At 57.3% G+C, this 24,237-nt stretch carries 22 protein-coding genes and 1 other RNA gene; 9 read left to right on the forward strand and 14 right to left on the reverse strand.

What is annotated here, in order from left to right:
• Nucleotide 1 precedes the first annotated feature (1 nt).
• From FEF65_RS03035 to FEF65_RS03075, 9 genes are all read right to left on the reverse strand, one after another.
• The gene (locus FEF65_RS03035) at nt 2-721 is read right to left on the reverse strand and encodes a hypothetical protein (RefSeq protein ID WP_138238306.1); all 720 of its coding nucleotides are present in this window, start codon (nt 719-721) and stop codon (nt 2-4) included.
• Entirely contained in the window at nt 718-1,275 is a 558-nt protein-coding gene (locus tag FEF65_RS03040; RefSeq protein ID WP_138238417.1) for a CDP-alcohol phosphatidyltransferase family protein, read from the reverse strand. Before FEF65_RS03040 ends, FEF65_RS03035 begins: the two co-directional genes overlap by 4 nt.
• Complete coding sequence (locus tag FEF65_RS03045; RefSeq protein ID WP_138238307.1) at nt 1,275-2,279, reverse strand: hypothetical protein; 1,005 nt, start codon at nt 2,277-2,279, stop codon at nt 1,275-1,277. The genes FEF65_RS03040 and FEF65_RS03045 overlap by 1 nt, the downstream gene beginning before the upstream one ends.
• On the reverse strand, nt 2,279-2,785 hold the full coding sequence (locus FEF65_RS03050; protein ID WP_138238308.1) for a ClpXP protease specificity-enhancing factor SspB: 507 nt from the start codon (nt 2,783-2,785) through the stop codon (nt 2,279-2,281). Before FEF65_RS03050 ends, FEF65_RS03045 begins: the two co-directional genes overlap by 1 nt.
• Before the next feature lie 52 nt (nt 2,786-2,837).
• An RNA gene (rnpB, locus tag FEF65_RS03055) (RNase P RNA component class A) lies at nt 2,838-3,204 on the reverse strand.
• Between the two features lie 90 nt (nt 3,205-3,294).
• Complete coding sequence (locus FEF65_RS03060) at nt 3,295-3,798, reverse strand: RDD family protein (RefSeq protein ID WP_138238309.1); 504 nt, start codon at nt 3,796-3,798, stop codon at nt 3,295-3,297.
• On the reverse strand, nt 3,768-4,652 hold the full coding sequence (locus tag FEF65_RS03065; protein ID WP_238701142.1) for a metal ABC transporter permease: 885 nt from the start codon (nt 4,650-4,652) through the stop codon (nt 3,768-3,770). The genes FEF65_RS03060 and FEF65_RS03065 overlap by 31 nt, the downstream gene beginning before the upstream one ends.
• A complete protein-coding gene (locus FEF65_RS03070) occupies nt 4,603-5,391 on the reverse strand; it encodes a metal ABC transporter ATP-binding protein (RefSeq protein ID WP_138238311.1) in 789 nt (262 codons plus the stop codon). Before FEF65_RS03070 ends, FEF65_RS03065 begins: the two co-directional genes overlap by 50 nt.
• Nucleotides 5,391-6,200 (reverse strand): metal ABC transporter substrate-binding protein, encoded by an 810-nt coding sequence (locus FEF65_RS03075; protein ID WP_138238312.1) that lies wholly within the window; start codon nt 6,198-6,200, stop codon nt 5,391-5,393. The genes FEF65_RS03070 and FEF65_RS03075 overlap by 1 nt, the downstream gene beginning before the upstream one ends.
• A gap of 116 nt (nt 6,201-6,316) precedes the next feature.
• Between FEF65_RS03075 and FEF65_RS03080 the strand changes: the two genes are divergently transcribed.
• The 7 genes from FEF65_RS03080 to glmM all read left to right on the forward strand — a co-directional run bounded on the left by FEF65_RS03080 (nt 6,317) and on the right by glmM (nt 15,287).
• Nucleotides 6,317-8,533 carry a hypothetical protein gene (locus FEF65_RS03080; protein WP_138238313.1) on the forward strand — a complete coding sequence of 739 codons (2,217 nt, stop codon included), beginning with the start codon at nt 6,317-6,319 and terminating at the stop codon, nt 8,531-8,533.
• 59 nt (nt 8,534-8,592) lie between these two features.
• Complete coding sequence (gene tilS, locus FEF65_RS03085; RefSeq protein WP_238701143.1) at nt 8,593-9,507, forward strand: tRNA lysidine(34) synthetase TilS; 915 nt, start codon at nt 8,593-8,595, stop codon at nt 9,505-9,507.
• 107 nt (nt 9,508-9,614) lie between these two features.
• The gene (gene ftsH / locus FEF65_RS03090) at nt 9,615-11,546 is read left to right on the forward strand and encodes an ATP-dependent zinc metalloprotease FtsH (protein ID WP_138238315.1); all 1,932 of its coding nucleotides are present in this window, start codon (nt 9,615-9,617) and stop codon (nt 11,544-11,546) included.
• The gene (gene folP, locus FEF65_RS03095; protein WP_138238316.1) at nt 11,546-12,382 is read left to right on the forward strand and encodes a dihydropteroate synthase; all 837 of its coding nucleotides are present in this window, start codon (nt 11,546-11,548) and stop codon (nt 12,380-12,382) included. The genes ftsH and folP overlap by 1 nt, the downstream gene beginning before the upstream one ends.
• Before the next feature lie 69 nt (nt 12,383-12,451).
• Nucleotides 12,452-13,258, forward strand: coding sequence for a diadenylate cyclase CdaA (cdaA, locus tag FEF65_RS03100; protein ID WP_238701144.1), 807 nt, complete (start codon nt 12,452-12,454; stop codon nt 13,256-13,258).
• Nucleotides 13,258-13,947, forward strand: a complete 690-nt coding sequence (locus FEF65_RS03105) for a CdaR family protein (protein ID WP_138238317.1) — start codon at nt 13,258-13,260, stop codon at nt 13,945-13,947. The genes cdaA and FEF65_RS03105 overlap by 1 nt, the downstream gene beginning before the upstream one ends.
• Entirely contained in the window at nt 13,944-15,287 is a 1,344-nt protein-coding gene (gene glmM / locus FEF65_RS03110; RefSeq protein ID WP_138238318.1) for a phosphoglucosamine mutase, read from the forward strand. Before FEF65_RS03105 ends, glmM begins: the two co-directional genes overlap by 4 nt.
• A gap of 252 nt (nt 15,288-15,539) precedes the next feature.
• On the opposite strand, the gene FEF65_RS03115 is transcribed toward glmM, so the two are convergent.
• The 5 genes from FEF65_RS03115 to ubiG form a co-directional block, all read right to left on the reverse strand.
• Nucleotides 15,540-16,097 carry a YqgE/AlgH family protein gene (locus FEF65_RS03115; protein ID WP_138238319.1) on the reverse strand — a complete coding sequence of 186 codons (558 nt, stop codon included), beginning with the start codon at nt 16,095-16,097 and terminating at the stop codon, nt 15,540-15,542.
• Between the two features lie 112 nt (nt 16,098-16,209).
• Complete coding sequence (gene pdxA, locus FEF65_RS03120; protein ID WP_138238320.1) at nt 16,210-17,232, reverse strand: 4-hydroxythreonine-4-phosphate dehydrogenase PdxA; 1,023 nt, start codon at nt 17,230-17,232, stop codon at nt 16,210-16,212.
• The gene (locus tag FEF65_RS03125; protein ID WP_138238321.1) at nt 17,229-18,938 is read right to left on the reverse strand and encodes a peptidylprolyl isomerase; all 1,710 of its coding nucleotides are present in this window, start codon (nt 18,936-18,938) and stop codon (nt 17,229-17,231) included. The genes pdxA and FEF65_RS03125 overlap by 4 nt, the downstream gene beginning before the upstream one ends.
• A 121-nt stretch (nt 18,939-19,059) precedes the next feature.
• Nucleotides 19,060-21,144: an LPS-assembly protein LptD gene (locus FEF65_RS03130; RefSeq protein WP_238701145.1), complete on the reverse strand. Its 2,085-nt coding sequence runs from the start codon at nt 21,142-21,144 to the stop codon at nt 19,060-19,062.
• A 36-nt stretch (nt 21,145-21,180) separates the two neighbouring features.
• The gene (gene ubiG, locus FEF65_RS03135) at nt 21,181-21,885 is read right to left on the reverse strand and encodes a bifunctional 2-polyprenyl-6-hydroxyphenol methylase/3-demethylubiquinol 3-O-methyltransferase UbiG (RefSeq protein WP_138238322.1); all 705 of its coding nucleotides are present in this window, start codon (nt 21,883-21,885) and stop codon (nt 21,181-21,183) included.
• A gap of 125 nt (nt 21,886-22,010) precedes the next feature.
• Between ubiG and FEF65_RS03140 the strand changes: the two genes are divergently transcribed.
• The gene (locus FEF65_RS03140; protein ID WP_161595163.1) at nt 22,011-23,222 is read left to right on the forward strand and encodes an EAL and HDOD domain-containing protein; all 1,212 of its coding nucleotides are present in this window, start codon (nt 22,011-22,013) and stop codon (nt 23,220-23,222) included.
• Nucleotides 23,223-23,272: 50 nt separating this feature from the next.
• The gene (locus FEF65_RS03145) at nt 23,273-24,205 is read left to right on the forward strand and encodes an ABC transporter permease (RefSeq protein ID WP_138238324.1); all 933 of its coding nucleotides are present in this window, start codon (nt 23,273-23,275) and stop codon (nt 24,203-24,205) included.
• Nucleotides 24,206-24,237: the final 32 nt, after the last annotated feature.

The following is a 24,237-nucleotide window of genomic DNA, read 5'->3' on the forward strand; positions in this document are numbered from 1 at the left end:
GTCAGTGGTTCTGCTGCTCCAGCTCCTCGGCCATGCCGGTCAGCTGCTGTTTCAACCATACAGGCCCCGGCCGCAGGTGCTGCTCAAACGAGCGCAGCTCCAGCTCTTTCAGGGCCGGAATGAGAATATCCAGGCGACGGGGCAGATAGGTCAGCATCGTCTGCAGCACCTGCTGGCGAATATCCCACTGCAGACGACCGGCACTGCTGTGCAGTATTTCGAGCAAGGCATCGTCATCCGGAGGAGGGGCCAGCGTACACTGCTTCATCGCCAGCAAGCGCGAAGAGAGCTCCGGCGGCAATGAGGAAAGCTCCCCTCGCCATGCCATCGCCAGCGGTCGCTGCAACTCACGGGCCCGCTCAACACAATGGAACAGCGCCTGCGCCACCGCCACCTCCAGCGTACCGGCCTCGACATCGAGCAGCCACATCGTCTGCCCCTGCAGTCTGATCAGCCACTGCTCAACCAGCTGCCAGGCCGTCAAACGGCCGGCTGAGGCCGCAATATCCAGAGGCACAATGGTGCCGCTCTCACGCCCGACCGTACGCAGGAGGTGCGTTTTGCCAGCCGGCTCCTGCGAACGCAGCCATAAAGAACCGCCATGCACCGACCACAGCGCCATGCTGTTACAGGCATCCTCGACGCCATCATGGCGTATCCACGCACCATAGTCATAACTGACAGGGATACTCAGAGCCAACCGCATCTGTATCTTACTCATGGCTTTTCCGCACGCACGGCCTTCTGCATCCACAACACCATATACTGGAGACCGGAAATACAGGTAAAGGCAAAGGTAAACCAGGTCACCAGCTCAAGCACCATAACACCGGGCTGCTGCCAGGCCATATCCGCCAATACGCACAGCACCAGCATAATTTGCAGGAACGTGGTAATTTTGGAGGTGAATAACGGCGTCATCTCCAGCTTGTGGGTGACCATTTCATAGGCTGTTGCACCAAGAATGATGACCATATCGCGAAACACGACAGCCAGAAACAGAAAGGTCGGTATATGACCGAGAAAATAGAGCGCCACAATCGTACTGATCAGCATCAGCTTGTCGGCCAGCGGGTCCATAAATGCGCCAACGGTGCTGCGCTGGTTAAGCAGACGGGCAATGGCACCGTCCAGCATATCGGTAATGCCTGCAATACCCATCAGAAGCAGGGCCATCACCGCCTCCCTCTCGAGAATCGCATAGACAATAAAGGGCGTAATAATAATACGCGCCAGCGTCAGAATATTGGGAATATTGAGGATACGATCCTGCATCACCGGGTTGGCAACTCCTGTTGGGCCACCCAACCCTCAATGGTCGGAGTTAAGGACATGCCCCGGCGCCGGAACCACTCGCCCAGCCACTGATCATCGGCCCCTTTCAGGTGCAGTCGGTACTGCTGACCATCCTGATTCACCTGCCTGAGCGAGAGATCAAGGATACGCCTGTCATGACGCAGCTCATCCTCAAACAGAATCTGCTCGGGCAAAGAGGCCTGCCGCTGCACCTTCAGCAACAGATAACCATCCTGCACCGGCGGTACAACCGGCAGTGCCGCACCGGCGATGGCAGCTGGCTCCTGTGATGATGCATCATCCGCCACCGGAACAGCTGCGGGCTCAACATAGCTGTCACGCGCACGCAACAACACTTCATCCAGCCATGGTGTCAGCTGTGCAACCGGATCACCGGAACCGAGCGTACGTGTTTCTGCATACTCGCCCAGTGGCGTATTACCCCGCACACTCAGGCTGACCGTACGCCCGTCCAGCCAGTGCCATGCCACAATCAGACCGGAAGCGCTGTCATCCAGGACAAAACCATCCTCCGCAGCAACCTCGCGCGCATGCTGTTCAAGCAGTGCCGCCGATTCTGTCATGGTACGACCTGCCGCACTTTGCAGCTCGACACTCAAATGCCATGCAGGCTGCTCTGTAATAACAGGGATGTTATTCGCCTTGAGCCAGGCAAAAACACGGCGTGGTTGAAAGTCGACGGTCACACCACTCTCACCCGGGATCGCTCGCTGCACCAGCGTAATCGCCTTTACATTGCCGGGGACGTTACGACGGGAGTGAACCGGCACAATGCGCTGAATCAGTCGCGGCAGTGCCAGCTCTGCAGCGCCGGTAATATTGGTCTGCAACGAGGCAAGGGTGCTCCCCTGAGCCTCATCCGGCTCCACCAGCACCTGCATGCGGCTATCCGGCGCAGCCCATGCCGTCTCAACAGCCAGGCAAAGCGCCATCACACAAGCGGTAAAAAGATAGCGTGCCATTATTTAACCACACGCAAATGACTGGTTTTACGCTCTTTCGGTGTCTCGCCGGTCGGCGTGTTGCCACCCTCAATCACCGTCATCGATGCTGACGAGCCATGCTCTGCGGCCACAGAGCCCGCATCACCGCCCTCTTCATCCGGCATATTTTCCTGCAGCGCATCGACAATCGTACGAATCACCTCAGGCACACTCTCATCCCAGATAATACCCTGCTCAAGCTCACCTTCAGGCTGATAGGCAGCCCATATGGTATGCATTGGAATACGGCAGGAGAAAATACGCCCTGAAAATGAAAAATCGGAGTCCAGCCGGTCGTCGCGGATATGGATCTGCTGAGGCATGCGCATATTCAGCACCAGACGCAGCGCAGGATCCCCTTTCAGGTTATCGGGCACCACCACCTCATCACGAGTCGCATCCACAACAATATATATGCGGCCGTAACGGTTAAAATACTCCCGTAACTGCTTGGCCTTGACCGCATCCGAAAAGCTAAGACTCATGGTGGTACCTCCAGTGCAGCCCAAGGCTAACGGCAAAGAAGGGGAAGATAAAATGCGGAGTGGCTCTGTAAGCCGGGTTCTGTTCCATTGCGTTGCCGCAACGGTGATGATCATTCATCTGGGCCTGCCATTACTGACAGGCTCGAGCAGCCTACCCGGAAGCAAACGCGGGCCACGTTTGGCGCTTCCCTATTTGGCCTTGCTGCGAACGGGGTTTACCCTGCCCCGGCCCGTTACCGGACCGGGCGGTGCGCTCTTACCGCACCGTTTCACCCTTACCGGCCATATAACGGCCGGCGGTCTGTTTTCTGTGGCACTGTCCCGGGGTCACCCCCACCGGACGTTATCCGGCGTTCTGCCCTGTGCAGCCCGGACTTTCCTCGACAGGTCGAACCTGCCGCGATCACCCGAGCCACTCCGCCGGCGAAGTGTAGGAAATTTATCCCTCCGGCGCACCCGGATCTTTTTCTTTCAGCGCTACAGCACCCTCACTGCAGCACTGAGGCTGATCACTCGACGCGATAAATGGCCGTACCCGCGATCAGATCATGCAGCGGACTACGCTCCCGGCTGATCGCCATGGTGGCCATACTGACGGCCGGCACCACCGCCGCGACAAAGAAGAGAAAGTGGCCGGTGTCGCGGGTGATCAGGTACCAGAGCGTCATCCCGAGCGAGAGCCATGTGATCATCAGGGCAATAAAGCGCACCGATGCGGCAAACCAGGTCAACGGATCACCACTGTCAGCAACCACGACACGCAACTTCCACGGCCGCATGCCGGTCGTAGCCCCCCCTTTGACCCAGAAACCGACAAAATAGGCATAGGCAATCACGATCTCCAGACTCCCCTTCAGCCACTGCTGCATAGGACCGAGCTGATTCTCAACCGCAGTAATCAGGCTGAAGGCAATAAAAAGAAGACCGAAAAGAATCAGCACATCATATCCGCTGGCCAGCAAACGAATACCAATACCGACCTTTACCCCTTTCTTGCGTTTGATTTCAGCCATACCACCCCCCAGTTCGAAGCCCAACTTAATACAAAAAGAATACACAGTGCCATCACAACCGAAGCGCCCGATGGCCACTCCAGTGCATACGACCAAAGCAGACCAATCCACGTGCCAAGCAGAGAGAACAGTGTCGACAGCAGCCACAAGCCCCCCAGTGAACGCCCCCACAGCCAGGCACATGCGGCAGGCAACACCATCAGGCCGGCAGTCAGCACGATACCCGCCAGCTTGACGCAAAGAATTACAGTCAGGCCCACCAGCCCGTAGAGCAGCAGACGCAAACCGGCCACAGGCAGCCCTGAGGCTTCGGCCGTGACCGCATCAAAAGCAATGCTCCACCATGCCCTCGAGGCCAGCGCCAGGGTTACCAGCACAAAACCGGCAAGCAGATACAACCAGAAACGATCCTCGCCTGAAACGGTCAGAATATTCCCAAACAACAGACCGAAAAGGTCCACCCGGGCACTGCTGGCTGAGGAGATCAAAATAATCCCCAGCGCCATACTGCCGGCAAACAACATCCCCGTACCGGCATCCTCGGAGATCCCCTTGCTGCGCGGCATCAGCGCCAGCAGCAACGCAACCAGCACGGCAAACAGGGTGGCTGTCGGCAACAGTGGCAGGGAAAGCGTCACTGCAAGTCCCAGTCCGGCCAGCGAGGCGTGTGAGACGCCGACCGTCAGATAGGAGAGGCGGTGGGCCATCACCATCACCGACATCGAGGCTGTGACCACGGCAATCAACAGCGATGGCAACAGCGCATCAAGCATCACCGGGCTGGCAAAAAACGAGCGCAGCAGATCAAGCATCCTGATCTCCTGCCACTCCGCAACCGATACATCCGGCATCATGCGAAACAATATGGATGCGATCACCATACATCGCCCGCCATATCTCATCGGGAATATTTTCACCGCGCATGGCGTGATAGTGGATTTTTCCGTTCAGGCAGGCGACCGAGTCCACGTGTGAGCTGATCGCAGCGATATCGTGCTCCACCATAATGACAGCCATGCCGGTCTCATCACACAATCGCCGCAACAATTTGAACAGCTTTTCCTGGCGCACACTGTCAAGCGCCGCCGATGGCTCATCCAGCAACAACAGGCGTGGCTTGCGCACCAGCGCGCGCGCCAGCCGCACCCGCTGCCGCTGACCACCGGAAAGATGGCGGAAATCGGCATCGGCATGCGCCTCCATATCCAGCAGCGCCAGCGCCTCGCCGATGGCCGCACTGCGCACCGAGCGCTGCCAGGGTCGATTATAGGCGGGCAACCCCATCGCAACGACATCGCGCACCCGCATCGGCATCGATGGCTGGTGATCATGCAGCTGATGCAAAAAGCCGATCTCACGCAACAGCTGCAGATGGTTGAAACGGCGCAGACACTGGCCCATCAGGTCAATATGGCCGGCATCCGGTCGGCTCAGGCCGGCCACCATATTCAACAGCGTACTTTTGCCCGCCCCGTTCGGCCCGACAATGCCCAGAAAATGGCCTGCTTCAAGCGTCAGGCATATATCATCCAGCACCGGATGATCCGGCGGGCCAAGGCGAAGATGATTGATCTGAACGACAGGTGCAGTCATCACTGCCCGTGCAGGCGATCGATATTTTCCTGCATCAGTGCCGGCCATGACACACCGCACTGCCCCAGCACATCGAGCGTCACCCGATGAGCAGGCGTTTCGGCATGAGCCGCCAGCCAGTCCAGCGCCTTGCTGTCATGACCACGATCACCCAGCAGCCACACCCCCGGATGCTGATGCATTTTCGTCAGCGCATCCTCCAGCATATGAGGGCCATACTCATGGCCGTGATGCCCCGATTCGAGCACCGCAAGAACCGGCACCCCCATCTCGTCAAGCAGATGGCCCCATGCCGGATGCTGCATCATCACACCTGTCTGCCGGGCAGACTGCAACTGCTGCCGCCACAACTGCTCGATTTGCGTCACCTGCGCGAGCGCCTGCGCCAGGTTACTCCTGATTCTCGCTTCACTCGCCGGCTCCCGACTGATCAGTGCCTGCGCAATCTCTGGCAAAACCCGGCGCACCTCGGCAGGGCTGACCCAGCCATGATCCCGTTGCGGCCAAAGATCCAGCACACCGGATTGAGCCGCCAGCAACGGCCAGCCACCATCGTCACGCGAGGCACGGATAAACAGATCGCTCTTCCTTAAGCGCTCCACCATGCGCGGCTGCATCTGAAAGTGATGCGGATCAGCTCCTGCGGGTAACAGACAGAAGAGCTCTGCCCGCTCATCGAGCATCGAAACCAGACCCGCCAGAGGAGGAAGCGTTACAGCCACTGTCGTTGCACTCGCAACAGCCGGCAGCGCCCCTGAAAACAGGGCTCCCAGCAGCAGTAACCGCAAAAGTGAAAAACATGCACGCATGGCCGGCATGCTATGGGGCCACGGAATAAATGCACCCTGAAGTTTTTACCCGCCGGGTATGATCAGCAGCACAGACACTTGCGCCGCCCCCCATTTCAGTGAACACTGTCAAGCCTATGATTTCACCTGATTATTTTTCTTTCCGCTGGAGCTGGTACCGCCCCATTCTGAATCGTATGGAGCAGCCCTCTGCACGCTGTAAAATAGAGGTGCGGGAACTCCCCATCCGCATCGTTGGCCCGGATGCAGCGGAATACATCCCCTATGTCGTGCATCCGACCGTGGCTCACAACATTTCCACTGCGTTAAACAGGCTGCAGGAGTACACCATCCGTTACATGGTGCGGGGAGAAAAGGTGTCCGCCCACAAACTCCCCTCCATGGATGAGAAGACACGCGCCATGGTCAGTTATCTGCGCAGCCAGAATCCCCATCTGTCACGCGATCTGCTACATCACTGGTGTGCCGATCCGGCCGGAGCCCCGGCACTGCTGGGAGTCTGTGAGGTACTGTGGACACAGGGATGGAAACAGGATCAGGCCGATGCCGCGCCCTGGGTCCCGGCAGTCAATATTCTGCTGCTGAAGCTGATCCGCAATGAAATCGCCACACTGACCGATGAACACAGCGATATCACCTCCCATGTCATGCTGCATATGACCGGTGCGCTATACATCTGGGCGCTGCAGGGCTTTCTCAAACGCTATCTCGAAGGCGCGGTCGAGGTAAGGCGGATTGCCAGTTATGAATCGATGATGATTCCCGCTACACCCATGGTGTTCATGCAATATCAGCCGGACTCATCACTGCTGGCAGATGACAGCAAGGTGATTCGCGCCTACGGCCTGGAGCCTGAAATCGTGCCGCGTATGCGCCAGTTGCGTGCCCAGGTCGGCATGCGCAACGAGGGCGGCATTCTGCAGCTGCTGGCCCAGGATACACTGGGCTCCCATCTGCAACGCCGTACCTGGGCCCGTTTATCGCTGTGGAAGCTGGCCATGGACAGCCAGCAGGGCGGCTGGATGCGCTACGTCCTGAACGCCAAACGGCTTGATCAGCTCCTCGCGGGCCAGATTCAGCCGGAGCCCCCCCTGCTGGAAAACCTGAAGGCCCACGCGGATGTGCCTGTTGCTGCATGGCTGCTCGCCTGCATAAGCGGCGGCCGTGATGCAAAAAATGCCGGTGAACCATGGCTGCATGACAACATCACGCTGATGGCCTTCCGCGTTTTTGATGAAGATGTGAATATCGAAACAGCCAGACGGCAAGCCGAAAAAATATGGCTGGAGCGAAAAGAGGGCGGATCAAAGTCCGGCCCTGCACCGCTGCAAATCGCCGGCCTCCGCCGGACAGGAGGCGTGCGCAGCGTCGAAGGGCGTCAGAACGATGTCGATCCGAATCTGACCAAAGCCTGGCAGGATGGCGAATTTGTCTACATTCAGCCAGACATCACCCATGCCCTGCACAGTGGCAAAAAGGTCGCCATCCGGCATGCCAGCCTGCGCATCGAGTGGTCGGAATACCTGAGCCACATGCAGGCGCTGAATACAGCGGGCATGGATGCGTTTCTCACTGCCACACTGCTGCCCGGCGTCATGTCCTTGCTGGTCGAGCGGGAGGAGATTTTACTCGATGAGTGCTCTGCCTCCGGCTGCCTGCTGCGCGGCCCTGTCACCCTGCTGACCGAAGCCGGCTGCACACTACGCAAGCGCCTGCAACAATGGTTCAGCGATGCGGCAGGAGAGGCCGATCACATTTCGCTCCGGCCCGAAATGCCTCCCGTCTCCATCTGCATAGCCATGGGGGGCGAGTGGAGCTTTGCCGAAATCAGGCAGCCCCGCTCAGGCGATACACGCCGGATTGCCAGTGCCCCCTCGGTTGCCCAGGCCGGTGCCGGCGCCTGTCGCAATCAGGCGGTCGCGCAGCTGGCTGCAGCCCAGGACAGCAAACTTGGCCTCTCCCCGCTGGGCCGCATCCGGATCGAGGCATTACGCACAGCCTCCGGTGAGATTGTGCGCCTGCTGGATAACAGCGGCTTTGCCATCACGGCACCCGCAGTCATCGAGCTCACCCGCGCATTGACCGGAAAAGCCTCCGTACGCGAAGTTCGGCTCGAAGGCGCGCAACTTAAAGGCGTACTCGATGAGTTCCGACTGCCTCCACTGCCAATGGAGCTGCTGCACATTCGCCGCCACAACCATGAAGATCAGCCCTGGTTGCTGATCAAAACAGGAACCGTTCATATTGCCGGCACAGATGTCGCCCTGTTTGAAATGATGGATGAGCACAACAAAGCCATCCGCCTTCTTTTTGAGCGAGGACTGATCCGCTGATTGCTGTCCCTTCTGCCAGCTTTGATCTGCTGCCGGAAGCGGGTAAACTGCCGATCAATGTGGCAGTTGGCTGGTCTGGCGGTGCAGATTCAACCGCGCTGTTACTTGCCCTTGCCGGCAAGGGTTATCGGGTCCACGCATGGCACGTCGATCACGCCTGGCGCAGCTCATCTTCCGATGAGGCGCAGTGGCTGACCAGGCAAGCTGCCGGGTGGGGCATTCCGGTGCTGACAACCCGCCTGCCAGCGCCCGCCGGCCACAACAGAGAGGCTTCGGCAAGAGAGGCGCGCTACCAATGCTTCGAGCGATGGGCACAACAGACAGGCATCGACACCCTCTGTCTTGGCCACCACAGGAATGATCAGGCCGAAACCGTTTGCATGCGGCTGCTGCAGGGGGCCGGCATCTCCGGCTGTCGCGGCATGCTGGACAACCGGAGACAGGGATCGCTGAACATTGTCCGGCCTCTGCTGCACACCCCCGGCAGTAAACTCAGGCAATGGCTGACCGAAACGGGCACCGGCTGGATTGAAGATGCAAGCAACCATGATCTGAGCATCCGCCGCAACCATATCAGACACCGGCTTTTTCCGGCGATCATGGCAACCGGCATTGATCCGGCAGAGCTTTTTTTGCGCTGGCAACAACAGGCCGCACGGCTGACAGAAATGCTTGAGCGCGATGTTGAGCCATTACTGCCGGACACATCGGCATGGCGACATGATGAACAGGGAGCATTTATCAGCTGGCGCCTCTGGTCGGCTGCATCGCCGCCGGTAAGGGCCCGGCTGTTGCAAAAAATGATGGCCTTTGTGCTTGGTGAGGGGGCAACTCCCGGACGACGCCACATCCTGCTGGTGGAGGAGTGGACGCAAAAAAGTGGCCTGGGCGGACTCGATTTGTCACGCTGCCGCCTGCAAAGACGGCGTAAGCACTTGCATCTGTGTCGAACGACGGCAGGCTTGCATTCTTAATCTTGTTTTCATGAAATGGCATGCAAGCTTGGCGCTACCACTCGCATGATTATATAATAATTCGGCAATATATTCACATCAAACTTGCCGGAAAGGATTTGGATTTAATGGGAAAGAATATTCTACTGTGGGTTGTCATCGGTCTGACCATGATGAGCCTGTTTAATATGTTTTCGGCTCCGCTGGTGAAAGGGGACAGAATGCCCTACTCCACCTTCGTCGAAAAAGTTAATCAGGGCATGGTTGAAACCGCTACCATCAAGGACAACCGCGTAGTCGGCCAATATCGCGACTCTTCCGGCGAGCTGAAAAGCTTCGATGTCACCGTTCCGAACGACCCTAATCTCTCCCAGCGCCTGCTGGATCAGCATGTGCAGGTAGACGTCAAGGAGCGCGAAGAGGTGCCGTTTATCATCTCCGTGCTGATCTCCTGGTTCCCGATGCTGCTGCTGATTGCCGTATGGGTCTTTTTTATGCGCCAGATGCAGGGTGGCGGCAAAGGCGGAGCCATGGGCTTTGGCAAGAGCAAGGCCAAGCTGCTGAACGAAAATACCGCCCGCGTTACCTTTGAAGATGTCGCCGGCTGCGATGAAGCCAAGCAGGAAGTCACCGAAGTTATCGAATTTCTCCGCGAGCCGTCCAAATTCACCCGTCTCGGCGGAAAAATCCCGAAAGGCATGCTGCTTGTAGGGCCTCCCGGCACCGGTAAAACACTGCTTGCCCGTGCCATTGCCGGCGAAGCAGAGGTGCCGTTCTTCTCGATCTCGGGTTCTGACTTTGTCGAAATGTTCGTCGGCGTCGGCGCATCCCGTGTGCGCGACATGTTTGAGCAGGCGAAAAAATCTGCCCCCTGCATTGTGTTCGTTGACGAAATCGATGCCATGGGCCGTCATCGCGGTGCCGGCATCGGCGGCGGCAATGATGAGCGGGAACAGACTCTGAACCAGATGCTGGTCGAAATGGACGGCTTTGAATCCAATGAAGGTGTGATTCTGGTTGCCGCCACCAACAGACCGGATGTACTCGATCCGGCCCTGCTGCGACCAGGCCGCTTCGACCGCCAGGTCGTCGTCCCTCGTCCTGATCTGCTTGGCCGCGAACAGATCCTGAAAGTACACATGCGCAAGGTGCCGCTGTCAGGCAATGTGGATGTCAAGGAGCTGGCACGTGGCACGCCAGGATTTTCCGGCGCAGATCTGGCCAATCTGGTCAATGAAGCTGCATTGAATGCCGCACGCTTTGATCGCGACAAGGTCACCCGGGCCGATTTCGAAACGGCCAAGGACAAGGTCATGATGGGCACCGAACGCCGTTCGATGATCATCTCCGATGACCAGAAAAAGACCACAGCCTACCACGAGGCAGGCCATACACTGGTCGCCAAATACCTGAAGAATGCCGATCCGGTCCACAAGGTCAGCATTATTCCGCGTGGCCAGGCACTCGGCATCACCATGCAGATGCCGGTTGAGGATCGCTTTAATCATGACCGCGAGTACCTGCGTGATCAGATCTCGATCATGATGGGCGGCCGACTGGGTGAGGAGCTTGTGCTCGGCCAGATGACCACCGGTGCCTCCAACGATTTTGAACGTGCCACCCAACTGGCCCGCAACATGGTAACCCAGTGGGGCATGTCGGATGAAATGGGCCCTATGGTTTACGGCGAGCGTGAACATGAGCCATTCCTCGGTCGTGAAATCACCCGTCAGACCAATATCTCCGAAGAGACTGCCCGCAAGATTGATATCGTTGTGCGCAAACTGATCGAAGACAACTACGCACGGGCGAAAAACATTCTTGAAGAGCATATGGACCAGTTGCATCTGCTGGCCAACGCACTGATCAAATATGAAACCCTCGATACCACCGATATCGATCGCGCCATGGAAGGCAAGGAACCTCTGTTGATCAAGGAGTCCCAGTCGACCACCTCCACCGGCCCGCTGCCGCCGGAAGAACCATCCGCGCGGGTCGACATCGGCCAGAGCAATGAACAGAACAAGCCTTCCGATAGTGAGGCGGGACAGATTAACTGATGCGCTCACGCTGGCATCGACATAAAGATGCATGGTTGATGGGGGTGCTTAATTGCACCCCCGATTCGTTTTCGGACGGAGGCAACTTTATTGATGTTGAGGCGGCGACCCGCCATGGCCTGCGGATGCGGGACGAGGGCGCTGCCATCATTGATGTCGGCGGTGAATCCACCCGTCCTGGCGCCTGCGCTGTCCCTGTACAGGAGGAGCTGGACAGGGTGATTCCGGTGATCCGGAGCCTCAGCGCCGCCGGCTGCCTGATCTCACTCGATACGATGAAAGCCGAGGTGATGCAGCAGGGCATCGCTGCCGGTGCCTCACTGATCAATGATGTCAGCGCCCTGACCTATGATCCGGAGAGCATGAATGTCGTCGCCGCAGCAGGTGTCGATGTTTGTCTGATGCATATGCAGGGATCCCCCGCCTCGATGCAGGTATCCCCCCAATACCGCAATGTCGTGGATGAGGTCTGCGCCTATTTCGACGCACGCCTGAATGCCTGCCTGCAGGCAGGTATCCGCGAAGCATCCATCCTGATTGATCCCGGCATCGGCTTTGGTAAACGGCTTGAGGATAATCTCGCCCTGATCCGCAATATTCCGATACTCAAGCAGCGCTTTGGCCTGCCCCTGCTGCTGGGAGTCTCGAGAAAATCCTTCCTCGGCGCCATCACAGGCAGCGATGTATCCGACAGGGAAATAGAAACCTCTGTCGCCGGTGGCATGGGCATTGCTTATGGAGCTGACGTGCTGCGCGTGCATAATGTCGCACTGCAAATGAGGGCAATTCAGGTGGCCAGCGCAATCGCCGGGGAGCCATCTTGCATGCCGGAGTAATCCGGCTATTCTGCAGAAATTGATCACACAGGGCCGCCAAGCCCCGGTGAATAAAGGCGCTGTGACGGTATGGTGGTAATGGACAACTGGCAATTCGGTATTACTGACCTCGCTGATATTACGGTCGTTGCGGTTGTGGTTTACTTCTTTCTGCGTCTGATTCGCGGTACGCGTGCCGTTCAGATGCTCATTGGCGTCGCCATCGTTGTCGTTGTTTATCAGCTAGCCCGTGAATTCGGCCTGTTCACCGTTGAATGGATGTTCAGTCACTTCTTCTCGGCCTTCATCGTCATTCTCGTCGTGCTGTTTCAACAGGAAATCCGCCGGGCCCTGATGCGTGTGGCCGTCAATCCGCTAGCTGCCGGCAATACGCCGGGAGAAACCATGATCGCCATGCTGGTCGAATCAACCTACGCCCTGGTTCACCGCGGCTGGGGCGGGCTGATCGTCATCGAGCGGGATACCGGCCTGCGTCATCTGTTCGAATCCGGCGTAGAGCTGGATGCCCCCATTCAGCCGGACATGATTCAGGCACTCTTCTGCCCCGATGCCCCGATGCACGATGGCGCGATCATCGTACATGGCAATCGCATTGTTGCCGCCAGAGTACTGCTGCCACTCGCCCAGGCCAATGCTGTCCCCGGTGACTTTGGTACCCGTCATCGCGCGGCTGTTGGCCTGTCGGAAGAGACCGATGCACTGGTGATTGTCGTCTCTGAAGAGACCGGTGCCGTGCACCTGGTGGAAGAAGGTCAACTCGGCAACAACCTGACCAGTCGCGCACTGCATGATCGCCTGAGCAGTCGCCTGTCATCCCTGCAAAGCCATGCCCATAAAGACCATGAGCAAGATGAATCTGAGGCTGGAATCGACTGATGCAACATTTCATTAAACTGTTCCGCCGTTATAACCTCCACTTCTGGGCGATTATGATCGCTATTGCCCTGTGGCTGCAGGTGCACGGGCAGGGGGATGGCTCGCTGAGCATGGACGTTCCCTTGCAGGTACAGGGGCTGCCGGCGGATATGGTGATCGTCAATGACTTTCCCGAACATGTCCGTATTACCATCAAGGGGTTGCAAACACGCCTGAAAGACCTGCGCCAGCAGGATCTTACGGTACCACTGGATGTTTCGGACCTGACCACACCCGGCGTCGTTGAACGAAGTCTGCAGATCGGTCTGATTTCACTCCCTGTCGGCCTGCGTATTGAAAAGGTCAAACCAGAGCGTCTGCAGCTGCAGGTTGACCGGCGCGTCACCCGCTCGATCCCTGTCCATGCCCACTTTGAATTGCCCGAAGGCTGGCAGGTAACACAGGTAAATATTGAACCGGCCCAGGTCAAACTGACCGGACCTGATGTCTGGCTGGAGACACTGCGCGCGGTTGAGACCACACCGATTCGACCGGAACTGAAGGAAGGCCCCATTGAGGCCAAAACAGGCGTGGAAAGCCCCTCGGGCAAATCGATTCGACTTGCAGGCGGCAAGGTTGAAATCATTGTCCGCGGCACACTTGAAAAGCTGCCCATCTCCATCAAGAGCAGCCCTGGAGGAACAAATTGAGACGCTACTTTGGAACAGACGGAGTCCGTGGCACCGTAAATCAGTCACCGATGACGGCTGAGTTTGCCCTTACTCTTGGTCGGGCAGCCGGCCATGTATTGACCCGTCACCTGAAGCACAAACCGCACATTCTGATCGGCAAGGACACCCGCCTCTCCGGTTATATGATTGAATCGGCACTTTGTGCCGGGTTGACGGCCCAGGGCATGAATGTGCTGCTTGTCGGCCCTGTTCCCACACCTGCAGTTGCCTACCTTACCCGCAGCCTGCGAGCCGATGCCGGTGTCATGCTCTCTGCATCCCATAACCCGGCCGGTGACAACGGTATCAAGTTTTTTGCAGCCGACGGATTCAAGTTGCCCGACGAGATCGAGCTTGAAATTGAGCAATGCATTGATGCACTGCCTCCACTTCCGCCGGCCCTTGAGGTTGGCAAGGCAAGCCGTGTGGACGATGCGCGCGGACGCTATATCGAGTTTTTGAAAGCAGCACTGCCGCGAGGCATGCGATTTGACGGATTAAAAGTGGTCATCGACTGCGCCAACGGTGCTGCCTATGACGTGGCACCGCGCATTCTGCGCGAGCTCGGCTGCGATGTGATCGCCATGGCAGCTAGTCCCGATGGTTACAATATCAACAAGGGCTGCGGCTCAACCCACCCGGAAGGGATGACCGCCCGGGTCGTTGAAACCGGTGCGGATATCGGCCTTGCCCTGGATGGTGATGCCGACCGCCTGATCGCCTGCGATGCAAATGGCGATATTGTGGATGGTGACCGGGTGATTGCCATTCTGGCTGAGCATGCGGCCAGCCAGGGCCGGCTGCAGGGAGGCGCTGTAGTCACAACACTGATGAGCAACATGGGGCTTGAGCGCTACCTTGCCGGCCTCGGACTGGATATGCACAGAGCCTCCGTCGGTGATCGCTATGTGCTTGAGATGATGAATGAACTGGGCTGCAATATCGGCGGTGAACAATCCGGCCATATGATTCTGCTCGATTACAACACCACCGGTGATGGCCTGATGTCGGGGCTGCAGTTGCTGGCGGCCATGAGTCAGCAGGAAAAGCCATTGGCTGAACTGGCTGCCGGCATGAACCTGTTCCCGCAGAAACTGTGGAATATTGTCATGCCTGAACGCCGTGATGTACTGGCTGATGCCGCCGTCGCCAGCCTCATTGCGCAGGCCGAAAGCCGGCTGGCCGGTAACGGACGCATCAATGTGCGCATGTCCGGCACCGAGCCGAAGCTGCGCATCATGGTTGAGGCGGAGGATGAAGCGCTGATGCTTGATATCGGCGACAGCCTGACCCGGGAGATCAGCACCATCGTCTGTTAGGGCGATTGATTGTCAGCGTTTGCAGGCAAACCAGGCAAGGTCGTCCAGTCCGGATTGGACGGCTTTGCCGCCGCCAGGTGAGCGGCAGGATGCAGCGAATCAAATCAAACGCGTAAGTGTTTGATTTGTAAGCAAAGGAAAAATGACTCGGGCATCCTGCCTCTTGGTCGCGTTTTGCCTTTGCGATCTGATTTTTGCCAGGAGGGCAATCAATCAGCAGCTCATTAGCCGACCTTGCCGAAGATGATTGCGTTACGCGTGACCAATCTGACTGGAGAGATGAGAGCGGGTGATTCCCATACAGCGGGCGCCGAAATCCCAGCGCATTTCCGGTGGTTCCTGAAAAATAATCCGGTGACTGGCCGGTGCAATCAGCCAGCTGTTTTCTGCCAGCTCCTGCTCAAGCTGGCCGGCATGCCAGCCGGCGTAACCAAGCAGCAACATAAAGTGTTCAGGGCCATCACCACGGGCCAGCTCCTCCAGCACATCACGCGAAGCCGTCAGGTGCAACTCAGGCGTCACCTGCATCGTCGAGTCATAGATATGCCAGCCATCATGCAGCAGAAAGCCTCTGAACTCATCCACAGGCCCTCCCTCAAAAACAGGCAATGTCCGCCTTTCGGGCACAACCTCAAGCTGCAGATCATCAAACACATCACCCATCACAAGGCTGCGCGGCCGATTAATCACCAGACCGAGACACCCCTCCGGATCATGGTGGCAAACCAGTACCACACTATCCCTGAAGTTGGGATCCTGCATGGACGGAGTAGCCAGCAATAACTGACCGGTCAGTTGATTGATATGCACAACAGGCCTCCTTGCCATCTGCACCATGGAAGCGCGGATAAATGCAGAATTCCCTGCCGGCTACGAAAAAGCCGCCACATGCAAGCACAGGAAAACCTGACCATCGCCACAATCACCCGGCTTTTGACACCATCATTTCAGCCATCCGGATGGCTGCCATCATACTCGAATACAATACGTCTTCCCTGCCCACACGATCAAGCGCAGTGCCGTGATCCACACTGGTACGCACAAAGGGCAGCCCCAGCGTCACATTCACCGCATCACCAAAACTGAGAGCCTTGAGAGGAATCAGTGCCTGATCATGATAACAGCAGACGATCGCATCAAAACGTGCGCGCATAGCCGCAGAAAACAGCGTATCGGCCGGTAAAGGGCCCGTAATATGCACTCCATGCTGACTGGCAGCCGCCACAGCAGGGGCCAGGATATCAATCTCCTCACGCCCGAAATGGCCCTGCTCGCCGCCATGAGGATTGAGTGCACACAACGCGATACGGGGCTGGTTGATTGAAAAGCGATGACGCAGATCGTGATCAACGATTCGCAAGCAATCAATCGTCGCCTCGGTTGACAGGGATGCCGGCACTTCACTGATGGCAATATGGGTGGTCAAAAGAGCCACCCGCAACACATCACTGGCCAGCATCATGACATGATCCATATGCGTGGCAGAAGCAGACTCACCATCTCTGGCCAGCCAGGCCAGAAATTCGGTATGACCCGGAAAATTGAAGCCGGAGGACTTCAGAACAGCCTTTTCAATGGGGCCGGTCACCAGTGCGGAGGCTTGCCCGGCAATACAGGCACGGGAGGCCGACTCAATACAGGCAATCACCGCTGCAGCCGTCGCAGCAGACGGCACGCCCGGCTGCACCGGTCCAATCGCCAGCGATGAGGACAATGGATTCCAGCAGCGCAAGCCAGCGGCTTCATGCCGGTCAAGGCTGGTCAGATCACTGATTTCATATAAGGGTGGTAGAATACCAATCTGTTCTGCACGCTCACGCAGCCACGAGATCGGCGCCACAACGACCGCGTGCTCAAACAGCTCCGGCGCATGCTTCCATGCACGCAGGACACAATCCGGGCCGATGCCCGCCGGCTCACCAAGCGTGATCAGCAACGTCGTCATTTGGCCGGTACAGCAGCCATTTCACGCACAATTTTCCAGCTGTCACCCTCTTTCTTCAGCAACAAAAGCTTAAGATCACGTCGCTCCGCACCAGCCGAACGATAATTCTGGGTGAATTCGACCCGGGCATTCGTTTCATCCAGACGGGTCAGTTTCAGATCGCTGATCGAAATACGCACCGGCAGGCGGGCGGCCATCGCAGCCGTACGTTCTGCTTTCCACGCGGCCAGGCTGGCAAAACCTTTACCTGCATTAAAGTGATCCGAGTAGTAGGAGAAGTAACTGTCAACGTCTCCATCCTCCCAGGCTCTGGTCCAGCCCTGCAGGGTGGATCGGATCGCTTCATTAAACTGAATTTCAAGTGCTGCAGCTTCATCATCAGCCGGTGCTACTGCTGCAGAGAAACCGGGGCAGTTGTGCCTGTCGATCGAGGCTGAGGCTCGCAACGAGGCAATCCAGCGCGGCATCTGCTCCTGTGTTTCGACACTGCTGAGGATCTGCTGAATCTGGTCGCGATGCGCCTCCAGCGAGTTCGGATCAATGTGGCGACGGGCAACGATACGAATGATATGGAACCCGAACGGACTTTGTACCACGCCACTGGTCTCACCGGCTTTCAAAGCAAACGCAGCCTTTTCAAACTCGGGCACCATGGCTCCCTTCTTGAACCAGCCAAGATCGCCGCCGCGCTCGGCACTCGGTCCCTGCGAATCCTCTTTCGCACGAGCCGCAAACTGGGCATCCGTAGACCCGCTCAAATCACGGGCCAGTGCTTCAGCACGCTGACGCACCTTCTTTTTGGTCGCCTCATCGGCAAATGAAGGAACTTTCAGAAGAATATGGCGGGCATGAATCTCGTCATAGCTTTCGGCATTACTCTCCGGATCCTTCCAGCGCTCATCGACAACCTTCATGATATGGAAGCCGGATGGAGAGCGAATCGGCTCGGAAACAGCGCCTTTAGGCAGCTCAAGCACGGAGGAGAAACGCTGGGCAACACCGCCCTGCATAAACCAGCCCATCACACCCTGCTGTTGCCGGTCCGGAGACTCCGAATAAATAGCAACCATCTGACCGAAATCCTTGCCTGCCATTAACTGCGCGCGAATGCTGCGCGCCTTTTGCCGGACGGCACTCAACTGTGCGGGAGTCGGCTCTGCCGGCAGCGACAGAAATATCTGGGCTACCTCCACCTCGCGACGCGGCTTGGGAACGGCCAGATATTTGCGGTAATACTCGAGAATAGACTCTTCGCTGACCTGAATTTTACTGCTTACCGCGATGTTCACTACTTTGTTGATCAACATCTGATCACGCAGATTGTTGCGATAATCATCGAAATCCATCCCCTGACTGGCAATGGCATCCTTTAACTGGTCGGGTAACAGTCCATTGCTGGAGGCAACATTCTTGATGGCATCATCAAGCTCCTCATCGCTGACCGAAAGCTCAAGCTTGCGCGCCTCCTGCAACTCCAGGGTTTTGACAATACTGCCATCGAGGGAGCGCTGGCTTAAGTCAGCTGCAGCAGGCAAAAAGGTCGAGCCACTCTGCCGCAACTGCTCCAGCATGGTCTGGGCATCCTGTTCTACTTCAGAGCAGGTAATGGCCTCGTTATTGACAACAGCTGCGATTGAATCGAGCTCCTCCGCCCGGGCAGGCGCAATCAACAACAGCAAGCCTGCCAGAAAGGTAATCAGTTGCATGAAGCCTCCAGTCAGGTAAAACGGATTAAGCGGGATTATTTCCGAACATTTGATCGGCCGCTGCTCCGGGTGAATCAATCCAGCAGCACAGCAACCCCAACCGTGCGCAATCATAACAAGGTTACGAACCGACGCTACCCAGCCCTTTAAATTCAAGCAACAGACGGAAGCCCGTGTTGGCTGCAGTGGTCGTGCCACTGCGACGGTTGATCCGGTATGTCTCAAGCCCCAGCGTCCAGCACGGGTGGTGGTATTCAAGCCCCACCGTTGCCTGTTGGGACAGCTTCAGCACCCGGTCATATTGCCAGCTGGCTGTTGCCTGCCAGCGGGGAATCAGCGAAAAACTGCCTCGCAAATCCAGCAGTTCTGTCCGTGCACTATAGCGCTGGTCAATGAAGAGGTAACCGGCATAGAAAGAGTAGCCTCTGCCGGTCAGGTTAAGATAAGAGCTGGTCGACGACCAGTAATGGCCTGCCGGATTATACTGCCCCGAAGCGTAGAGGGCCGCACCGGCAAGTGGCTGCCAAACCACCTCCCCCAACAGATTGGAAAACGGCTGCGTTGCCACCGGCTGCAGCAGAGGGTCTACACTGCGCCGCATCATGTCATAGGCCGCTCCGCCACGAACAATCAGCACATCACGCGCGCCATCACTCTCTCCGGCCCGTGTCTGCAGCCGGTTTTCCAGCACCATGCTCAGGCGGTTTGTTTTTTCAATGCGATCCAGCCCTGAAAAACGGTTGCCGGACAGCAGGTTGGTCCAGGTCAACAAACCGAAAGCCGAATCAAAATTCGGTAGCAACGACTGATCCGGTGCCCCCACATAGTCATAACGCACAATCGGCGAAACGACATGACGCCAGTGATGCCCCTCTGAAATCCGCTCGAAATCCGAACGCAGCTCCATACTGGCCTCGCCGGTGGTACGGGTAGGGCGGGAAATATTGGGGGCAGCACTCTTCAGCCAGTAGCGGGTATGGCGCATACCTCCGGTAATCGTGCTTCTGATACCGCCCCCGGACAACTCCCAGGGCAGCTCAACATAAGGGTGCCAGTCCATACGCCAGCCATCCACACCGATACGCCGGTCAAAACGGGTGGTTTGTTGTTCCAGATGGGCGACAACATTCGGAGAAAACTGCCATTCGGTATGGCTCTGCAGGCGAGGCAGTATCTGCAATGTCGTTGCATTACTGGTCAAAAGCAGGTCCTGCAAGTGCTGTGCCTGCAATGACCAGTCAGTTCGGGTATCAGCCAGGGCAAACTGCTGCGACAGAGAGGCTTCACTCTGCAGGTAACGCAAACTGACATCCCCGACACCGGCATAATCGGCCAGATATGCGTAGTCACTGACATGATCTGCCTTCGCCCTCAGCACAGCCGAGGCAGGCAGTTGCCACTGCATCTCCCCCTTGACGCGTCCGCGCACCCGTTTTGCCACCGTATCATCGATCGCGGCACCACTGATCCGCTCATAGCCCATGGTGGAGATATGGCGGACCTCGGCCTCACCCATCATGCCACGCACACTCATCCAGTGAGGTATCAGCGTAGCATCCCAGTTCTCGGCCGGGGCGATATAATAGGGAACCGACAGCTCAGTCCCGCGCCGCTTGCCGGTATTCACCGATGGAATCAGCAACCCGGACTTGCGCCTGAGCGGCTGTGACCACCAGGGGGAGTAAAGCACCGGCACTTGCCATAACTCAAGGCGGGAGCCGGTTGAAATCAGCTCTCCCGCTTCCTGATCGACCACAGCATGATCCGCTGCGATACGCCAGGACTCCTCATCCGCCGGGCAGGATGAATAGATGGCATGCTCCGCCTCAAAGCGCTGATCATCTATGCGGCGTACCTGCTCCGCCTTTATCCGCTCGCCCCCCGGCAGGGTGATGGTGGCATGCTGCATCGTACCGGTATGACTCTGTGTTTGCAGCTGGGCCTGATCGGCATGAATGGTCGCTTTTGCCGAGCGAATCATCACATGGCCGGAAGCCTCCATCGTATGGCGGGGGGTATGATAGATAACCTGATCTGCCACCAGCGTTTCATCCATTCGCTTGATAATGACATGCCCGGTGGCCGTAATCGTTCCATCTTCCGAACGGGTCATCTGATCGGCATCAATATCGACCGGCTCGGCATGGGCAAGCGAGCATGGCAGCAGCAAACCGCACAGCAGTGCCGGCTTCAGAAAGTTATGCACAAAATCCGTCAGGACAGAGCTCAGGATAAGCCCCCGTCAGGCGGGCTTGACGGCAAAACCGAGATAATTAACCGAAAGGTCGTCAGAAAGAGAAAATTGGTCCGACAACATCGCGTAACTCATGCCGCGCAAGTCGCGAATTTCAAGGCCTGCATCACGAAGGGCGCTATTCATTTCCGATGGCTTGATAAATTTGGCATATTCGTGGGTCCCCTTAGGCAACCAGCCAAGTACATATTCCGCGCCAAGAATCGCCTTCAGATATGCGACCGGGGTCCTGTTCAGGGTGGCAAAAAAGAACAGTCCACCCGGCTTGATCATCGCGGCACAGGCCGCCACGGTACGTGGCACATCAGGCACATGCTCCAGTACCTCGAGGCAGGTGACAGCGTCATAACTCTCCGCATGCAACAGAGCCCATGTTTCAGCGTCATTTTCTTCGTATTGCACCTGAACGCCGGACTGTTCACTGTGCAAACGAGCCACACCCAGCGCTTTGGGAGAGCGATCAATACCGGTCACCATCGCTCCACGGGCCGCCATCCCTTCCGCCAGCAGGCCGCCTCCGCAGCCGACATCCAGCAACTTCGCCCCCTGCATAGGAATCTGGCGGGCAATGTAATCCAGGCGCAGCGGATTAATCCGGTGCAGCGGCCTGAACTTGCCATTCGGGTCCCACCACTCTTCGGCCATCGCCTCGAACTTTGCAATTTCACTGTCGTCGTAGTGCTGTACGTGCATCGCCACAAGCTGCGTTTGCCAACATGCGAAGGCAAGTGCAGATTAAACACTGGCCAATGGCATACGATTTGCTCAAAGTTCATGCACGCGGTCACGCCTGGCCGCAGCCTGGGAGGAAGCCAGTCATGACAGATAAGATCATTATCGGGCGGCAGCCTGTTTTTAATAAAAACTACAGTGTAGTCGGCTATGAGATTCTGTTCAGAGGCGAGATGCCGACCGGTGGTGTTGATCGCACCGCCCAGGTGGTCGTCAACACCCTGATCGACCTGGGTCTTGATAAGGTCGCCGGCTCACTGCCGGTGTTTTTCAACATTGATGAAGCGTTTCTGCTCAACGGTATCCAGCTGGCCGAGGCTCTTCCACCCGAACAGGTTCACTTTGAAATACTGGAGACCGTGCCGCCAAGCGAAGCTGTACTGCAGGCCTGCAGAGCACTGAAAAGCAAGGGGTACAGCCTGGCACTCGATGACGTCACCAGCATTGAGGCGGCAAAACCGTTTATTGATATCGTTGATATCATCAAGCTGGACTGGCTTGCCACAGCCGACCCGTTGCCGATCATGCGCGAGTTCCGTCGCTCCAACGTCAGATTCTTGGCAGAAAAAATTGACAGCTATGAAGCAGCTGAAGCGGCCAAGGCAATGAACTTCGATCTTTTCCAGGGCTTTTTCTACTGCCACCCGGAGATCGTCAGCGGCAATAAACCGCCGGAGTCGCGCATGTCGATTCTGCGCGCCATGCAGCAGGCCATGGTCGCCGCCTCCATCGATCAGATGTTCACAGTCATCAAACAGGATGTCACTCTCTCATATCGTCTGCTTAAATATATTAACTCCGCCTCTTTCGGACTGAAACGGGAGGTCCAGTCGATTGAGCAGGCGCTGGCACTGCTTGGACTGAGAAATATCCGGCGCTGGCTAACCCTGCTGACCATGACCTCACTGGCCGAAAACAAACCGCCGGAACTGGTTCGTCAGGCGATGTATCGTGCCCGTTTCCTGGAAATGCTGGCCAAGCGGATGGGCGAAGATGTCATTGATGACGATTTTCTGCTGGGGCTCTTCTCGATCCTGGACGCATTGCTCGATTGCACCATGCAGGATTCACTCAAAGAGATCAGTCTGGCCCAGCATGTGCAGAGCGGCCTGCTTGATCTCAACTCACCGATGGGACAGAAGCTCGCCGTCTGCCTGTCACTGGAGCAGGGCAACTGGGATTATATCAGCAAATTCACCGAAAACGGTCGCCGTATCGATTACCGTGAGATCAACATGATACAAACCGACGCCATGCAATGGGCGGATCAGCAGATGGCTGTACTATCGACACTCTGATCAACCGGCTGCCTCACGGCTATTTCAGGCGCGCATTCGCCATTTAGAAGATGTTCCGACGCATCCTGTTAAAGAGGACAGCACAGGCGCTTCCTACCCTGCTCGGAGTAGCCACCCTGGTGTTCTTCCTGCTCCATATGGTACCCGGCGACCCGGTTGATGCCCTGCTGGGTGAGACGGCGATGCCGGCTGACCGCGAGGCGCTGCGCCATGCCCTCCATCTCGATCAGCCGCTTATATATCAGTACGGGATCTATCTCTCCGGCCTGACAACCGGCAACTGGGGTACCAGCCTGGTCGACCACAGACCTGTACTTGAGCGTATCACCGAACGCATACCTGCCACACTATCGCTGGCCACAACCAGCCTGCTGCTGGCACTGCTGCTGGCACTGCCGCTGGGTTACTGGGCGGCACGTCATGCCGGCAAGTGGCAGGATCGATCGGCCATGACCTTTTCACTGCTGGGCGTATCGATCCCCAACTTCTGGCTCGGACCATTATTGATGCTGCTCTTTGCCGTCGCCCTTGGCTGGTTGCCGGTTTCGGGCATGGCGCAACCCGGAGCGATGGTATTACCAACCATCACACTGGGCACCGCCCTTGCCGCCATTCTTTCCCGTATGGCCCGCTCATCATGGCTTGAGGCCATTCACACAGACTCCATCCGCACAGCCCGTGCCTTCGGCATCTCCGAGCGGCGTATCTGGTGGCGACACGCGGCAAGAATTGCAGCCGTACCTCTGGTCACGATGTTTGCCCTGCAAATGGGGGCGGTGCTGGGGGGAGCGGTGATCACAGAAACGGTATTCGACTGGCCGGGTCTGGGACTACTGACCATCGAGGCGATTCAGCAGCGTGATTATCCGCTGGTTCAGGGCTGTGTACTACTGATCGCATCATGCTATGTGCTGGCAAACCTGCTCGCCGATCTGCTCGGCCTGTGGCTGGACCCGGGACAGCGCAAATCACAGGCGGCATAGCGGACAACTACGCAAAGACGGGGCTGTGCACC

The sequence above is a fragment of the Mariprofundus erugo genome (assembly GCF_005818865.1).
In the GTDB taxonomy this organism is placed as follows: domain Bacteria; phylum Pseudomonadota; class Zetaproteobacteria; order Mariprofundales; family Mariprofundaceae; genus Mariprofundus; species Mariprofundus erugo.

Excerpts from the sequence above, each read along its gene's own strand:
- FEF65_RS03035 (WP_138238306.1), bottom strand. The coding sequence starts at position 721 with ATGAGTAAGATACAGATGCGGTTGGCTCTGAGTATCCCTGTCAGTTAT.
- FEF65_RS03040 (WP_138238417.1), bottom strand. The coding sequence starts at position 1,275 with ATGCAGGATCGTATCCTCAATATTCCCAATATTCTGACGCTGGCGCGT.
- FEF65_RS03045 (WP_138238307.1), bottom strand. The coding sequence starts at position 2,279 with ATGGCACGCTATCTTTTTACCGCTTGTGTGATGGCGCTTTGCCTGGCT.
- FEF65_RS03050 (WP_138238308.1), bottom strand. The coding sequence starts at position 2,785 with ATGAGTCTTAGCTTTTCGGATGCGGTCAAGGCCAAGCAGTTACGGGAG.
- FEF65_RS03060 (WP_138238309.1), bottom strand. The coding sequence starts at position 3,798 with ATGGCTGAAATCAAACGCAAGAAAGGGGTAAAGGTCGGTATTGGTATT.
- FEF65_RS03065 (WP_238701142.1), bottom strand. The coding sequence starts at position 4,652 with ATGATGCCGGATGTATCGGTTGCGGAGTGGCAGGAGATCAGGATGCTT.
- FEF65_RS03070 (WP_138238311.1), bottom strand. The coding sequence starts at position 5,391 with ATGACTGCACCTGTCGTTCAGATCAATCATCTTCGCCTTGGCCCGCCG.
- FEF65_RS03075 (WP_138238312.1), bottom strand. The coding sequence starts at position 6,200 with ATGCGTGCATGTTTTTCACTTTTGCGGTTACTGCTGCTGGGAGCCCTG.
- FEF65_RS03080 (WP_138238313.1), top strand. The coding sequence starts at position 6,317 with ATGATTTCACCTGATTATTTTTCTTTCCGCTGGAGCTGGTACCGCCCC.
- ftsH (WP_138238315.1), top strand. The coding sequence starts at position 9,615 with ATGGGAAAGAATATTCTACTGTGGGTTGTCATCGGTCTGACCATGATG.
- folP (WP_138238316.1), top strand. The coding sequence starts at position 11,546 with ATGCGCTCACGCTGGCATCGACATAAAGATGCATGGTTGATGGGGGTG.
- cdaA (WP_238701144.1), top strand. The coding sequence starts at position 12,452 with ATGGTGGTAATGGACAACTGGCAATTCGGTATTACTGACCTCGCTGAT.
- FEF65_RS03105 (WP_138238317.1), top strand. The coding sequence starts at position 13,258 with ATGCAACATTTCATTAAACTGTTCCGCCGTTATAACCTCCACTTCTGG.
- pdxA (WP_138238320.1), bottom strand. The coding sequence starts at position 17,232 with ATGACGACGTTGCTGATCACGCTTGGTGAGCCGGCGGGCATCGGCCCG.
- FEF65_RS03125 (WP_138238321.1), bottom strand. The coding sequence starts at position 18,938 with ATGCAACTGATTACCTTTCTGGCAGGCTTGCTGTTGTTGATTGCGCCT.
- ubiG (WP_138238322.1), bottom strand. The coding sequence starts at position 21,885 with ATGCACGTACAGCACTACGACGACAGTGAAATTGCAAAGTTCGAGGCG.
- FEF65_RS03140 (WP_161595163.1), top strand. The coding sequence starts at position 22,011 with ATGACAGATAAGATCATTATCGGGCGGCAGCCTGTTTTTAATAAAAAC.
- FEF65_RS03145 (WP_138238324.1), top strand. The coding sequence starts at position 23,273 with ATGTTCCGACGCATCCTGTTAAAGAGGACAGCACAGGCGCTTCCTACC.